This window comes from Streptomyces sp. NPDC088747, from assembly GCF_044751025.1.
Taxonomy (GTDB): domain Bacteria; phylum Actinomycetota; class Actinomycetes; order Streptomycetales; family Streptomycetaceae; genus Streptomyces.
Genome location: NZ_JBIVKZ010000009.1, coordinates 305,046 through 318,768 on the forward strand (window position 1 = coordinate 305,046; position 13,723 = coordinate 318,768).

The 13,723-nt window shown below is 70.4% G+C and carries 8 protein-coding genes; 1 reads left to right on the forward strand and 7 read right to left on the reverse strand.

Annotated elements, in window-relative coordinates:
* Positions 1 to 95: 95 nt before the first annotated feature.
* The 3 genes from ACIP79_RS22875 to ACIP79_RS22885 all read right to left on the reverse strand — a co-directional run bounded on the left by ACIP79_RS22875 (position 96) and on the right by ACIP79_RS22885 (position 4,668).
* On the reverse strand, positions 96 to 923 hold the full coding sequence (locus ACIP79_RS22875) for a GNAT family N-acetyltransferase (protein ID WP_401226158.1): 828 nt from the start codon (positions 921 to 923) through the stop codon (positions 96 to 98).
* Between the two features lie 39 nt (positions 924 to 962).
* A complete protein-coding gene (locus tag ACIP79_RS22880; protein ID WP_401226282.1) occupies positions 963 to 2,897 on the reverse strand; it encodes an IucA/IucC family protein in 1,935 nt (644 codons plus the stop codon).
* Between the two features lie 298 nt (positions 2,898 to 3,195).
* Complete coding sequence (locus tag ACIP79_RS22885; RefSeq protein WP_401226161.1) at positions 3,196 to 4,668, reverse strand: diaminobutyrate--2-oxoglutarate transaminase family protein; 1,473 nt, start codon at positions 4,666 to 4,668, stop codon at positions 3,196 to 3,198.
* A 595-nt stretch (positions 4,669 to 5,263) separates the two neighbouring features.
* Between ACIP79_RS22885 and ACIP79_RS22890 the strand changes: the two genes are divergently transcribed.
* Positions 5,264 to 6,487 (forward strand): trypsin-like serine peptidase, encoded by a 1,224-nt coding sequence (locus tag ACIP79_RS22890; protein WP_401226163.1) that lies wholly within the window; start codon positions 5,264 to 5,266, stop codon positions 6,485 to 6,487.
* Between the two features lie 85 nt (positions 6,488 to 6,572).
* Here ACIP79_RS22890 and hflX read toward each other — a convergent pair whose 3' ends face one another.
* The 4 genes from hflX to dapF form a co-directional block, all read right to left on the reverse strand.
* Positions 6,573 to 8,069, reverse strand: coding sequence for a GTPase HflX (gene hflX / locus ACIP79_RS22895; RefSeq protein WP_401226165.1), 1,497 nt, complete (start codon positions 8,067 to 8,069; stop codon positions 6,573 to 6,575).
* A 284-nt stretch (positions 8,070 to 8,353) separates the two neighbouring features.
* Positions 8,354 to 9,940 carry a M1 family metallopeptidase gene (locus ACIP79_RS22900; protein ID WP_401226168.1) on the reverse strand — a complete coding sequence of 529 codons (1,587 nt, stop codon included), beginning with the start codon at positions 9,938 to 9,940 and terminating at the stop codon, positions 8,354 to 8,356.
* Positions 9,941 to 10,009: 69 nt separating this feature from the next.
* The gene (locus ACIP79_RS22905; protein WP_401226171.1) at positions 10,010 to 12,178 is read right to left on the reverse strand and encodes a RelA/SpoT family protein; all 2,169 of its coding nucleotides are present in this window, start codon (positions 12,176 to 12,178) and stop codon (positions 10,010 to 10,012) included.
* Positions 12,179 to 12,346: 168 nt separating this feature from the next.
* Positions 12,347 to 13,216: a diaminopimelate epimerase gene (dapF, locus tag ACIP79_RS22910; RefSeq protein ID WP_401226173.1), complete on the reverse strand. Its 870-nt coding sequence runs from the start codon at positions 13,214 to 13,216 to the stop codon at positions 12,347 to 12,349.
* Positions 13,217 to 13,723 lie beyond the last annotated feature (507 nt).

The following is a 13,723-nucleotide window of genomic DNA, read 5'->3' on the forward strand; positions in this document are numbered from 1 at the left end:
CCTGCCACCAGATCCCTGCGTGGCGGATGAATTGCACACGGCTTCTCCTCGACGGGAACCTGATCGTGCCGAGCGGTGTACTACATGTGACGGCGCTACAACACATCGTGCAGGGCCCGGTCTCGGACCATGAGGGCTGCCCGTTTGTCGGGCAGGTCGACCTCGGCGGAGAACCGGAAGCCGGCGCTCAGGAACGCAGAGACGGAAGGGGTGTTGCGAAGGTCGGGTTCGGCGACAACACGAGCGCACGAGGGGCGCTTGTCCAGTACGAGGTCGGCGACGGCTCTGAGCAGGGTGGTCCCGAGTCCTCGCCCCCGGTTGGCGACACCACCGACGAGGAGGTGGATTCCGGTGTCGTGCGGTCGGGCGGGGTAGTGACGTGCCAGGAGACCAAGGTCCGCGCGGTAGATCTCCCAGTAGCTCATCGGCGTGCCCTCCAGCACACCGAGGCACGGCACACTGCGCCCATCGCCCTCCAACTGGCCACGGAGGTGCTCTTCCGTCACAGTCTCTGGCCCCGCCAGCTCCCAGAACGCGGTGACGGCAGGGTCGTTCATCCAGCGAGTGATGAGCGGGAGGTCACTCTCCACACGTACGGGCACAAGCCGGAAGGCACCCGCAGGTGTACTGGTCACCCCCCAGTCGGCGATGCGATCGAGGAGGTCGTCACCGTCCGGGGTGTCACAGGCTTGCTCTGTCGTGACCTGCCGGTCGCCTCCGGTAGCGCCGCGCACTCCGGGCTCATCGGCGAAGAGAGCGATGAACTCGTCTGGCAGGCGCAGGTCCATCGTGTCCTCGTTGTCCGAGCTCACGCCAGAGCTCGAACTGGGCACCGCCCCGGTGTCGAGTGCAGTACCGAGTGAAGTATCGAGTTCGGTGACGGGGGCGGCACCGGTGTCGGCGCTCGCATCTGTGGGAGGCACGGCGACGCTCCTCTCAGGAGACGGGGTGGGTCATGTTCTTCAGGTGTTAAGGGGGTTGGTGATGGTGATGTAGACGGACTGGGTATCGACGGGACCGACGAGTTCATCGAGGCCGTGGAGTCGGGTGAGGAGGTTGGCCTTGCAGCGCAGGACGCGTGAGTCGAGCAGATAGGCGGGCAGGGGCGTGCGCAGCCGAGCCGGGCCGGTGGCCGCGTCGGCGAGGAAGCGCCGGAACGCTGCGAGCAACAGGGCTTCGTCGGCGAGGCCTTGGGAACCGAACGCGCCGACCAGACCGAGCACGTTGTTGATGGCGAGGTAGTAGGCGAAGCGTTCATCGGTGACCTCGTCGGAGACGAAGGTGTCGCTGTGGTCGCCGATGCCTGGCAGCCGGGCGTCGAGTTCCGCGCGCCGCGACTCCCGGAAGTAGAAGCCCTGGTTGTCGCGGTAGCGGCCACCGGTGGGCCACCCTTCGGGGTCCAGCAGGAGCAGCGTGTTCTGCTGGTGCGCCTCCAGAGCGATCCCCGCCTCGCTGTCCAGCCAGAGCACAGGGCGTACGACCTGCTCCAGGTAGCGCAGGAACCACTCGGTGGCGACGGCGCCGCGGGGCCGGCCAGTGCGTCCGGCGAGACGGATGACGATCTCGGCAAGCCGGGACCGCGCTGGTGAGCTGCCCTCTGCCTGATCCCGCCGGCCCGGGTGGGTGCGCGGCCGGGGCGAGACGAGTCCGGCGATGCAGCCGGCGTCGTCCGTCGGTCCGAACGGGTTGTGGCGGATCATCACGTCGAGGCCGGGCAGGGGCGCGCCGTCCGGGCCGTCGACGGCCAGCCAGGCCGGGTCACGGACGATGTCGAAGCGCGGGTGGACGGCGTGCCACTGCTTGGACAGGCCGCTGCGCAGCAGACGGTGGACCTCCACGCCACGGTGGAGTTCCTTGCGGAGGTTCTCACGAAGGGAGTTGGTGATACGCAGGCCGAGCGACAGCTTCAGCATCGCGGGCGCGCCTGAGTGGTAGAGGGTGCGAACCGAGGAAGTCGGGTGCCACGGGGAGCCGTGCGGGCCGAGGTCCTGGAGCAGTCCCGCGTCCAGCAGCGCTGCCACCTCCGGACGGTGTCGGATCTCACGCATCTGCCAGGGATGCACGGGCAGGGCGGCGTATCCGTGGGGCAGGGGCAGTCCGGTGCCGGCCAGCCGTGCTGTCAGTTGTTCCGCGCTGACGAGGCGGCCCCGCTCTGTCCAGGCCGAGTCGGTCGCCAGCACCGAGGGAGCCACAGCCATCCAGTGCAACGGGAAGGAGCCGTGCGACTCCGGTGAGTACGAACGGGCTTCGGCGTCGGAGAGTCCCTCTCGGCTCTTCGGTGTGGGGTGCAGCGGGTGGCCGAGCAGGAGCGCCTGTTCGGCGGCGAGGAAGAGGTCGGGCTCGTCAGTGGGGTGCTTCCTGCGGTCACCGATGAACACGGCGGTGCGCCGGACAGAATCGGCGACGCGTCCGACGAGGTCGGCGCTGTCACCGGCGGGGCTGTGCGGAGCCTCCGGTTCGGGGCAGGACGCGCCGGCTTCCCGAGGTGGTGTTTCGCCGGATTCGACCCGGACCGGCGCGCTGGTCGCCGTCGTCGTGCGTGTGACCGTCTGTCGCGCGAACAGTGCCGCGACCGTGACCGCGTCGGCGGGCGGTGCTTCCTCGGGGGCGTCGGCGAAGTAGGGGAGGCCGAAGCGGTGCCAACCGGTGGGTGACCAGTAGTGGACGGGGATGAGGAGGGTGATGCCGCTGGCCGCGAGCGGGATGCGGAGAGTGCCGTCCTCGGGAGCGGGCAGGTTGTTCTCCCGTACCCAGCAACGCAGTAGGTTCTCCACTGCCGAAGCCTGGGCCGCGACATGCGGGTCGCGGTGCTCCAGCAAGTCGACGGTGTCGGCGCGCAGCCGCTCCGACTCCCCGGCCCGTCCCTTCTGACGGGGGACCGAGTCAGCCGCGGGCACGAGCAGGCCCGGCGTGCCATCGGCCGTTCGCTCATGGGTGTGAGTGGGGGCATGGAGACGGGTGTCGGGGGCCGGGGTGGCGTTCACGAGAGTTCCTTGTGGGGGTGAGCGGGGTCGTTCGGGGTCGTTCGAAGTTGTTTGGTGATGAACCGGGCTGGTCGGGGGGTGCGTTGGGCCGTCACGCCTTCGGACATGGCGGACGCGGACACCGAGTCCGGCACGACATCCGGCGCCCGATTCGGCACCGCCTTCGATACCCATGCCCGACATCCACTCCGGGCGTTCCGGCGTGACGGGCCTATGAGGTCCCTCGCCGCCCCCGCGACGCCACCGCCCCCAGCGTGCTCACCGCGGCCACCGCGTCGGTGAGCCGGTCGACCACGGCGTTCGCCTGGTCGTCGGTGATGGTCAGAGGAGGGAGGAGGCGTACGACGTCGGTGCGAGGACCGCTCAGTTCCACGATCAGGCCGCGGCGGAGGCATTCACGTTGGACGGCGGCGGCGAGTTCGGGGGCGGCGGGCAGGGAGCCGTAGGCATCGGCGTCGGGGGCCGCTTCGGGGTCCACCAACTCGACGCCGATCATCAGGCCCCTGCCTCGGACGCCTCCGATGCACGGGAACTCGGCAGCGAGCGAGCTGAGTTGGGTGAGCATGCTCGCGCCCAGGATCCGGGCGCGCTCCGCGAGCTGGTTCTCGCGGACGTGGGCGAGGGTCGCTGTGCCCGCGGCCATGGCGAGTTGGTTGCCTCGGAACGCGGCCTCGTGGGAAGCGGGTTGTCCGTCGTCGAGGTCGTCCCGGTGGACGACGACGGCCAGCGGGAGGCTTCCGCCGATGGCCTTGGACAGGACCATGACGTCCGGCGTGATCCCGCTGTGTTCCACCGCCCAGAAGACTCCGGTCCTGCCGACGCCGGTCTGCATCTCGTCCACGATCAACGGAATGGACCGCGACGCGGTGATCTCACGCACCCGGTGCATCCACGCGTCGGGGGCGGAGATCACTCCGCCCTCACCGAGGACGGGTTCGACGATCACTCCGGCGGGTTGCGGTTCGCCCGAGTTGAGGGCTTCGGGAACCGACCCGGCCCAGCGCGCGGCCAGTTCGGGGTCACGGTCGCCGCCGGTGTCGAACGGGCAGCGGTTGTTCGCCGGATGCGGATAGGGCAGGCGCGCGACGCCTACGTCGGCCGCATCCCCGGATGCGACGAACGCACCTGCGGCCATGCCGTGGCCGGTGAAGACACCGGCACCTGCACTGGCACTGGCACTGGCACTGGCACTGGTGAAGGCACTGGTGAAGGCGAGCATTCCGCTACGCCCCGTCGCCGCCCGTACCAGTCTGATCGCGGCCTGTACGGCTTCCGGCCCCGAGCCGCAGAACTGCACCCGCGCGCGGGCGGCGAACTCGGGTGGCAACGTGCGGAACAGTTCGGTGGTGAAGGCGTCCTTGACGGGTGTTGCGAGATCGAGGACGTGTAGCGGGGCTCCGGAGTCGAGAACCTTTCGGATCGCCTCCAGGACCACCGGGTGGTTGTGTCCCAGCGCCAAGGTCCCCGCACCGGACAGGCAGTCGAGGTAGCGGCGCCCGTCGGCACCCTCGATCGTCAGACCGCGGGCCCGCACGGGCACGATCGGAAGGGCGTGTGGGTAAGTGCGGGCCGCGGGCTCACGCGCCGACTGGCGTCGCAGAATCCCGTCATGCGCCGCGCGCTCCCCATCGGAGTCGCGGGACACAACTCTCGGCGCCCTGCCCGAAGTACGTGACACCTCCATAGGCGCCTCGACCGGAACACCCCGCTCACCGGCAGCACTTGGCGCTCCAGGCGCTCCAACCGCTCCGGCAAACCCCGACACCCCAGGCACCGTCAGCACATGGGGCACACCGGCCACACCGGTCACACCGGGCGCATCAGGCACCCCCGACAACCCATCCCCCACCCCTTCCCGCATCCCCCCGCAGTCCCGCCCCACCGGCACCACCACAGACTCGGTCACGGCCACGGCTTCAGGTCCTCCCGCTGTCCAGAGGCGAGTTGGCGGGGGGTTCTGAACGCATGCGTCAGGCCCCCCGTACGTACCAACGACGCGGTAGGCGCGGGGAAGCGGGTGCTCCGAAGATCCTTGCCGTGACGGAACCGTTGCCGTTCCGTCGGATGTCCCCCACAGCGAGCGCATAGTCTGTGATGCCGTTCGGTGACGCCGGACGACCGAGGCAGCACCGCGAACACCGCTCCACAAACACCACTCGGCACCACCAGCACCGCCCCGCACCGTCACCGCCCAGCACGCACGCGCATAACCGCGACCACCCACCCACGCACCCGCACCCGCAGCGCACAGTTCTCAGATCTCCAGGGGGAGTCACACCATGCGATCCATACGCCCGCCCTTCGCCGGTCGTCGAGGGAGGGGCGCACGCCGCAGGACCTCCCCCGTGCTGGCCGCCGTCTGTCTCGCCGCGACGCTCGCGCTGACCGCCACCGCCTGCGGGTCGGGCGACGACACCGCCGGTGGCGATACTGCCTCTTCCGCAGTCGGCGACGGCAAGATCACGATTCCGGACGACATCCGGGACCGGCTCAAGGAGCGCGGGATCGACGTCGACAAGTGGAAGGACGGCGCCTGGAAGAACTGGGACAAGGACGACTGGCTGCGCGAGGCCGAGGACTACATCAACCCGATCATCGAGGGCCTGTGGAACCCGGACCGGATGCGCGAGGCCGACGACCCGGACGAGAACAAGGGCGTCGACGAGGCCGATCTCTCCGGTGACCAGGGTGTCACCGACCCGACCCCGGATCCCGTGGCCGCAGAACCCGTGAGCACGCCGTACCACGACAACGCCCCTGAGGCCGGGAAGCTGCTCTTCGACGCGCCCGAGGGCACGATGGTCTGCTCGGCGACGGTGGTCGAGGATCCCGCCAACCCGGGCAAGTCCAACATGGTGTGGACCGCGGGTCACTGTGTGCACGCCGGCAAGGCGGGTGGCTGGTACCGCAACATCGCGTTCGTTCCCTCGTACAACAACGACGGAGCCACAGCGGCCGAGTTGGAGAACGCCACCAAGGAGGACGTCGCCCCGTACGGCGTCTGGTGGAGCGACTGGGCGCAGACCTCGGACCAGTGGATCGAGCAGGGCGGTGCGACCGGCGGCGACGGAGCCCCGTACGACTTCGCCGTGCTGCATGTGACGCCGGAAGAGGGCGGCGACGGCAAGTCGCTTGAGGAGACGGTCGGTTCGGCGCTTCCGGTGAACTTCAGTGCTCCGGCGGTGCCGAAGGTGGAGAGCATCACGGCGACCGGCTATCCGGCGGCGGCGCCGTTCGACGGCGAGACGATGCTCCAGTGCACGGACAAGCCGGGACGGCTGTCGATCCTGGAGACCGAGCCGACGATGTACCGCATCGGTTGCACCATGACGGGTGGTTCGTCCGGCGGCGGCTGGGTGGCCGTGGGAGCCGACGGCAAGCCCGCGCTGGTGTCCAACACCTCGATCGGCCCGGTCAGTTCGGGCTGGCTGGCCGGACCGCATCTCGGCAAGGAGGCCAAGGGCGTGTACGACCAGGTGAGCGGGAAGTTCGCCGGGCAGTGACCCGACCGGCGTAGCGGCGAGCGGAGCCGGACGGACGACAAAGACCCCGCCCCTCGGGAGAGAGGCGGGGTCTTCACGTGTCCGACTACTGAAGCGCCGGCGCAGGAACGTACGGCGCGAGTTCCGCCGCCAGTTCCTCGTGCACCCGCACCTTGAGCAGCGTGCCCTCCGGGGTGTGCTCCTCGGAGATGATCTCGCCCTCGTTGTGCGCACGGGCAACCAGGTTGCCGAGCGTGTACGGGACGAGTACCTCGATCTCGACCGAGGGGCGCGGCAGCTCGTTGTCGATGAGGGCGAGCAGCTCGTCGATGCCCAGGCCCGTACGGGCCGAGACCGCGATGGAGCGCGTCTCGATCCGCATCAGCCGCTGGAGCACCAGCGGGTCGGCCGCGTCCGCCTTGTTGATCACCACGATCTCGGGCACCTTGGTGGCGCCCACGTCGCGGATGACCTCGCGGACGGCCGCGAGCTGCTCCTCCGGGACCGGGTGCGAACCGTCCACCACGTGCAGGATCAGGTCGGCGTCACCGACCTCCTCCATGGTGGAGCGGAAGGCCTCGACCAGGTGGTGCGGCAGGTGCCGTACGAAACCGACCGTGTCGACCAGCGTGTACAGCCGGCCGCCGGGGGTCTCGGCCCTGCGGACGGTCGGGTCCAGGGTCGCGAACAGGGAGTTCTCGACGAGCACGCCCGCGCCCGTGAGGCGGTTGAGCAGCGAGGACTTGCCCGCGTTGGTGTAACCGGCGATGGCGACCGAGGGCACCTTGTTGCGGCGGCGCTCCTGGCGCTTGATGTCCCGGCCGGTCTTCATGTCCGCGATCTCCCGGCGCATCTTCGCCATCTTCTCGCGGATGCGGCGCCGGTCCGTCTCGATCTTGGTCTCACCGGGACCACGGGTGGCGAGGCCGCCGCCCGAGCCGCCGCCCATCTGGCGGGACAGCGACTGACCCCAGCCTCGCAGCCTCGGCAGCATGTACTGCATCTGCGCGAGGGCGACCTGCGCCTTGCCCTCTCGGGACTTGGCGTGCTGGGCGAAGATGTCGAGGATCAGGGCCGTACGGTCGATGACCTTGACCTTGACGACGTCTTCGAGGTGGATGAGCTGACCGGGGCTGAGCTCACCGTCGCAGATGACGGTGTCCGCGCCGGTCTTCAGGACGATGTCCCGCAGCTCATTGGCCTTGCCGGAACCGATGTACGTGGCCGCGTCGGGCTTGTCGCGGCGCTGGACGACTCCGTCGAGCACCAGCGCGCCCGCGGTCTCCGCGAGGGCCGCCAGCTCGGCGAGTGAGTTGTCCGCGTCGGTCACCGTGCCCGAGGTCCACACACCGACGAGTACGACGCGCTCCAGGCGGAGCTGGCGGTACTCGACCTCGGTGACGTCCTCGAGCTCGGTGGAGAGGCCGGCGACGCGGCGCAGGGCCGCGCGCTCGGAGCGGTCGAGCTGGTCGCCGTCCCGCTCTCCGTCGATCTCGTGGCTCCAGGCGACGTCCTCTTCCATCAGGGCATCGGCCCGAAGACCTTCGGGATAGTTCTGCGCGAGGCTCTGCGCGTCCTGGGAAGGGGAAGAAGAGGAGGTCATTGGATCCTTACGTCTATGGGGACAACGATTCGGCGACGGACACCGTCCGTCATGGAGTAGAACGTCCCGGGCCACCAGGAGATTCCCGGATTCCGCCGGGTCAACCCCGGGGCCCGTGCCACCGGCCCCCGAGGAACCGCGACACCGTCCTCGCGGGGACCGCGTCACCCGGGCCCGTTCCAGGCCCAGCCCGCTGCCCCGTCAGGACCGTGTCACCGGCCCGGAGGGGCCGTGCCGCCGACTCCAAGGATGGTCGCACGGCACGGCCCGTCTCGTCACGCGAGTTATCCGGCTCGTCCGGCGCTCTTCGCGGCCCCCGGGGCGTCGCTCTTCCAGTCCGGGTGTGCCGGCATGGGCGGAGTCTTCTCGCCGCGGAGCCACACTTCGAAGAACCCGCTCAGGTCACGGCCGGCGAGGCCGGACGCCAGGTCCTCGAAGTCCTGCGTCGAGGCGACGTCGTCCTCGTGAACGTTCACCCAGAGCCGCTCCAACCGCTCGAAGGCCGCACGCCCGATCTCCTCGCGCAGCGCGTACAGGACCAGCGCCGCCCCGTCGTAGACGTTCGGCCGGAAGATGCTGATCTTCTGACCGGGCCTGGGCCCCTTCGGCGCCCCCGGCGGCCCTCCCGCGGCCCGCCAGCCGTCGGACGCCCGGTAGGCGGCCTTCATGCGCGCCTCCATGGGCCTGTCGGCCGTCTCCTCGGCGTACAGGGCCTCGTACCAGGTGGCATGCCCCTCGTTCAGCCACAGGTCGGACCAGGTGCGCGGACTGACGCTGTCGCCGAACCACTGGTGGGACAGCTCGTGCACCATGATCGATTCGACGTACCACTTCGGGTACGCGGGCTCGGTGAAGAGCCCCCGCTCGAAGAGGGACAGCGTCTGCGTCTCCAGTTCGAATCCGGTCTGTACGTCGGCCATCAGCAGCCCGTACGTCTCGAAGGGGTAGGGACCGACCTTTCCCTCCATCCAGGTGATCTGGTCGGGGGTCTTCTTGAGCCACGGTTCGAGCAGCTCACGGTCCTTGGTAGGTACGACGTCGCGTAGGGGCAGCCCGTGCGGCCCGGCTCGGTGCAGCACCGTGGAGCGGCCGATGGACACCTGGGCCAGCTCGGTCGCCATGGGGTGCGCCGTGCGGTACGTCCAGGTGGTGGACCCGCCGGCGCGGTCCGTCCCGGCGGGGAGCCCGTTCGCCACGGCCGTGAACCCGTCGGGCGCGGTGACCCGGATCGTGAACATCGCCTTGTCGGAGGGATGGTCGTTGCACGGGAAGACCAGGTGCGCGGCATCGGCCTGGTTGGCCATCGCCAGCCCGTCCCGGGTCCGTACCCAGCCGCCGTCCTGATTCGCGGCGGGGACCGGATCGCTGGTGTGGTGCACGGTGATCCGCATCCGGCCGCCCGCGGCCACCGGCTCGGCGGGTGTCACCACCAGGTCTTCTCCGGCGCCGGTGAAGGACGCGGGCGCCCCGTCGACCTCGACCGATTCCACCGTTCCGTGCGCGAAGTCGAGGTTGATCCGCTCCAGCCGCGAGGACGCCAGGGCGTCGATCGTGGTGACGGCCGCGAGCGGCTTGCTGTTGGTGCCGGGGTAGGTGAAGGCGAGGTCGTACGACCCGACGTCGTACCCGGGGTTGCCCAGGTGCGGGAAGAGCCGGTCGCCGATGCCGAGCGGGGTGGCCGGGGAGGGCGCGCTCGCGGCGATGAGGCAGACGGAGACGGCCGAGGCGAGCAGGGCCGCCCTGACACGTCGGGTCCTGGAGCGGGCCGCTGTGCTCGTGTGCGGAACACCTGGGTGAGATGTGCTCGGGTGCGGAACACCTGGGTGGGATGTGCTCGGGTGCGGAATCCTGGGGCGGGGGGTGCGCGACATGGACCACCGCTACCAGCGCGCACCGGCCCCGCGGTGACGACGCGCGCCCGGTCCACCCGAAAGGGTCCCCTACTGCGCGGCCGCCGCCTGGTGCCGGGCCCGGCTCACGTCGTACACGCCCGCCACGTTCCGCATCGCCCGCATCAGCCCGGGAAGGTGCGCCGCGTCCGGGAGTTGGAGTGTGTACGTGTGCCGTACGCGCTGCTCGCTGGGCGGTTCGACGGTCGCCGAGACGATGGCGACGCCCTCCAGGGCGATGGCCTCGGTGAGGTCGGCCAGCAGATGCGGTCGCCCGAAGGACTCGGCCACCAGCGTGACGCGGCACTCGGTGGTGTCGCCCCAGCTCACGCCGACCTCGGCGCGCCCCACGCTCTTCATGGTCTCCACGGCGGCGCATTCGACCCGGTGGACGGTGACCACTCCGCCGCGCACCGAGAAGCCGGTCACGTCGTCGGGCGGTACGGGTGTACAGCAGCCCGCGAGCCGGACCGACGCGCCTGACCGGTCGACTACGGCGTTGGCCGCGCCGGGGCGGACCGCGGGTCCCTCGGCGGTCGGGCGAGGGGCGGCTGGGGGCTCCTCGGCGGTCTCGGTGTCGCGCGGTGAGGGGTGTGCGGCCAGCCAGCGCTGGATGGCGATCCGCGCGGCCGGGGTGTGCGCGTGCTCCAGCCACTCCCTGGAGGGCTCGGAGGCCGGGTCCTGACCCATGAGAAGCTGCACGGTGTCGCCGTCCCGCAGGACCGTACTCAGCGTCGCCAGGCGGCCGTTGACGCGGGCGCCCATGCAGGCGTGCGCGTCGTCCCCGTACTGCGCGTACGCCGCGTCCACGCAACTGGCGCCCTCCGGAAGGCCCAAGGAGCCGCCGTCGGCGCGGAAGACCGTGATCTCCCGGTCCTGGGCGAGGTCTTCGCGCAACGTGGACCAGAAGGTGTCCGGATCCGCGGCGCCCGCCTGCCAGTCGAGGAGCCGGGAGAGCCAGCCGGGCCTGGTGGGGTCGGCACGCTCACCGTCCACGGAACGCTCCGCCTGCTCGTCCGCGGGAGCGGCGTACGGATTGCCCAGCGCGATGACCCCGGCCTCGGCAACCTTGTGCATCTGGTGGGTGCGGATGAGGACTTCGGCGATCTCACCGTCGCCGCGCGCGACGGCCGTGTGCAGCGACTGGTAGAGGTTGAACTTGGGTACCGCGATGAAGTCCTTGAACTCCGAGACCACCGGCGTGAGGCAGGTGTGCAGTTCGCCGAGGACCCCGTAGCAGTCGGCGTCCTCGTTCACGAGGACCAGGATCCGTCCGAAGTCGGCCCCGCGCATCGGACCGCGTTTGCGCGACCTGCGGTGCACGGAGACGAAGTGCCGTGGCCGGATGACGACTTCCGCCTGGAGGCCCGCCTCGCGCAGGACCCCGCGCACCTCTACGGCGATCTCCGCCAGCGGATCGCCGTCGCGCGCCGCGTTGTCGTCGATCAGCCCCCTGGTGGTCTCGTACTCCTCGGGATGCAGGATCGCGAAGACGAGGTCCTCGAGCTCCGTCTTGAGCGCCTGGACGCCCAGCCGTTCGGCCAGCGGGATCAAAACGTCCCTGGTGACCTTGGCGATCCGCGCCTGCTTCTCGGGGCGCATGACACCGAGGGTCCGCATGTTGTGCAGCCGGTCGGCGAGTTTGATCGACATCACACGGACGTCGTTGCCGGTGGCGACGAGCATCTTGCGGAAGGTCTCGGGCTCGGCGGCGGCCCCGTAGTCGACCTTCTCCAGTTTGGTCACACCGTCGACCAGATAACGGACCTCCTCGCCGAACTCCTCGCCGACCTGATCGAGGGTCACTTCCGTGTCCTCGACGGTGTCGTGGAGCAGGGAGGCGGTCAACGTCGTGGTCTCCGCGCCGAGTTCGGCGAGGATCAGGGTCACGGCGAGCGGGTGTGTGATGTACGGCTCACCGCTCTTGCGCATCTGGCCGCGGTGCGAGGACTCGGCGAGCACCCACGCGCGGCGCAGCGGTTCCAGGTCGGCGCTGGGGTGGTGGGCGCGGTGGGCCTCGGCGACGTGGCCGATCGCGTCAGGCAGCCGGTCGCGGGCGCCGGGGCCGAGCAGCGCCGCCCGTCCCAGACGGCGCAGGTCGATCCGCGGAAGGCCCTTCCTGCGGTGCGCTGGAGCCGCCCCCCGCTCGACCGGGGCCGAGAGTTTAGGGGAAGGCATTACAGGGCCTGGCGTCGCGGGATTCGTCGCCTCCGCACTCATGGGCACCTCCGGCTGCGTAGACCGGCGGACGGGTGCCCCATGGCGTACACGGCTCAGGGGATGGTGTCGATCCCCCGTCCGGGCCGGTGCTTGATGCTACCGAGCCCACCACGTGCGGCTGACCGCCTCTCGCCGAGCGTGAAACGGATCACCCATTCGAGCGAAGGTTCAGGGGTTTACGGTTTCGAACCAATCGCCATCAAGCTCACCTTCGGCCACGATCACGGCAGGTCCGGTCATCTCGATCGCGCCGTCGGGGTGCTCGGTGATCATCAGGCGTCCGCCGGGTACGTCGACGGTGTACGTCACGGGGGTGCCGGTCGCCGCCGGGTCGGTGCCGTCCCTGCGGGCCGTGGCGACGGCCACGGCGCACGCGCCCGTGCCGCACGAGCGGGTCTCCCCGGAGCCGCGCTCGTGGACGCGCAGCGCGACGTGCCGCGGGCCCCGGTCGACCACGAACTCGACGTTCACCCCGTCCGGGTACGCCGACTCCGGGCTGAACGGCGGCGGAGCGGACAGGTCGCCGGCGTCCGCGAGGTCGTTTACGAAGGCGACCGCGTGCGGGTTGCCCATGTTGACGTTGCGCGCGGGCCAGGTGTGCCCGCCGACGCTCACCGTGACGTCCCCTTCGGGCAGGAGTGCCTTGCCCATTCCGACGGTCACGTCCCCGTCCTTGGCGAGATGCACCGCCTTCACGCCCCCGCGGGTGGCGATCGCGATCTCGCCCTCGGTCACGTGTCCGGCCCGCTGGAGGTAGCGCGCGAACACCCGCACTCCGTTGCCGCACATCTCGGCGATCGATCCGTCGCCGTTGCGGTAGTCCATGAACCACTCCGCCTCGGCCGCCATCTCCCGGGCCTCGGGGTGCGCGGCGGACCGTACGACGTGCAGCAGGCCGTCTCCGCCGATGCCCGCGCGACGGTCGCACAGGGCGGCGGCGACGGCCGGGGGCAGGTCGAGGGTGTTCTCCGGGTCCGGGATGATCACGAAGTCGTTCTCGGTCCCGTGGCCCTTGAGGAAGGCGATCCGCGTGCTCATTCCTCGATCGTACGGCGTGGGTCCGACACCCTGGCGCGCACGGGGCGGGGCGGGGGCAGGGCCCCCGCGGGTATCTGGGGAGCCGCGTCACGCGGGGCGGGGAAGGCGGCGGGGCGCGCCCTCGGGAGCCGGAGGGGGAAGCCGCCGGGTCAGGCCGTGGGGACCCGGGCAGAGAACCACCGAGCCGCGCTGTCGGAAGGCGGCCCGGGAAACCACCGAGCCGCGCCATCGAGACCCGAGCAGCGAAACCACCGGGGCACACCGTCGGAAGGCGGGGAGGGAAAACACCGGGTCGCGCCCCGTCGAGACCGGACGGAGAAACCACCGGGTCGCGCCCCGTCGGGACCCGGACGGAGAAACCACCGAGTCACACCTTCGGAAGCCGGGCGGGATAGCCGCCGAGCCGAGCCGCCGGAAGGCGGCCCGGGAAACCACCGAGCCGCGCCATCGAGACCCGAGCAGCGAAACCACCGGGGCACACCGTCGGAAGATGGGGAGGGAAATCAC

Coding starts and splice junctions, on each gene's coding strand:
- ACIP79_RS22885 (WP_401226161.1), bottom strand. CDS start 4,668: ATGGAGGTGTCACGTACTTCGGGCAGGGCGCCGAGAGTTGTGTCCCGC.
- ACIP79_RS22890 (WP_401226163.1), top strand. CDS start 5,264: ATGCGATCCATACGCCCGCCCTTCGCCGGTCGTCGAGGGAGGGGCGCA.
- hflX (WP_401226165.1), bottom strand. CDS start 8,069: ATGACCTCCTCTTCTTCCCCTTCCCAGGACGCGCAGAGCCTCGCGCAG.
- ACIP79_RS22900 (WP_401226168.1), bottom strand. CDS start 9,940: ATGTCGCGCACCCCCCGCCCCAGGATTCCGCACCCGAGCACATCCCAC.
- ACIP79_RS22905 (WP_401226171.1), bottom strand. CDS start 12,178: ATGAGTGCGGAGGCGACGAATCCCGCGACGCCAGGCCCTGTAATGCCT.
- dapF (WP_401226173.1), bottom strand. CDS start 13,216: ATGAGCACGCGGATCGCCTTCCTCAAGGGCCACGGGACCGAGAACGAC.